We start from the raw sequence: 250 nt of genomic DNA, 5'->3' as shown, positions 1-250 counted from the left end.
GCGTTGCTTCTTCGACGCCCCGGAAATCGACGGCAACGTGTTCATCGACAACGGCAGCAACTTGAAGCCGGGCGACAAAGTCTGGTGCAAAGTGACCGACGCCGACGAATACGACCTGTGGGCTGAACAGATCTAAACGCAAAAAATACGAAAAGCCCTGCTCTCTTGACGAGATGCGGGGCTTTTTTACGTCTATCGTTTTGTGGGAGAAAGGACTCGCACACCCCACTGCACACAGGACATCCGGCCA

General features: G+C 54.4%; 1 pseudogene. It reads left to right on the top strand.

Annotated elements, in window-relative coordinates:
- Nucleotides 1-136 (top strand): annotated as a pseudogene (locus SB772_RS43860) (hypothetical protein); the annotation flags it as partial.
- Between the last annotated feature and the right edge of the window lie 114 nt (nt 137-250).

Origin of the sequence: Paraburkholderia sp. SIMBA_030 (assembly GCF_046535245.1) — a bacterium.
In the GTDB taxonomy this organism is placed as follows: domain Bacteria; phylum Pseudomonadota; class Gammaproteobacteria; order Burkholderiales; family Burkholderiaceae; genus Paraburkholderia.
This window is presented reverse-complemented; position numbering and strand designations above follow the sequence as displayed.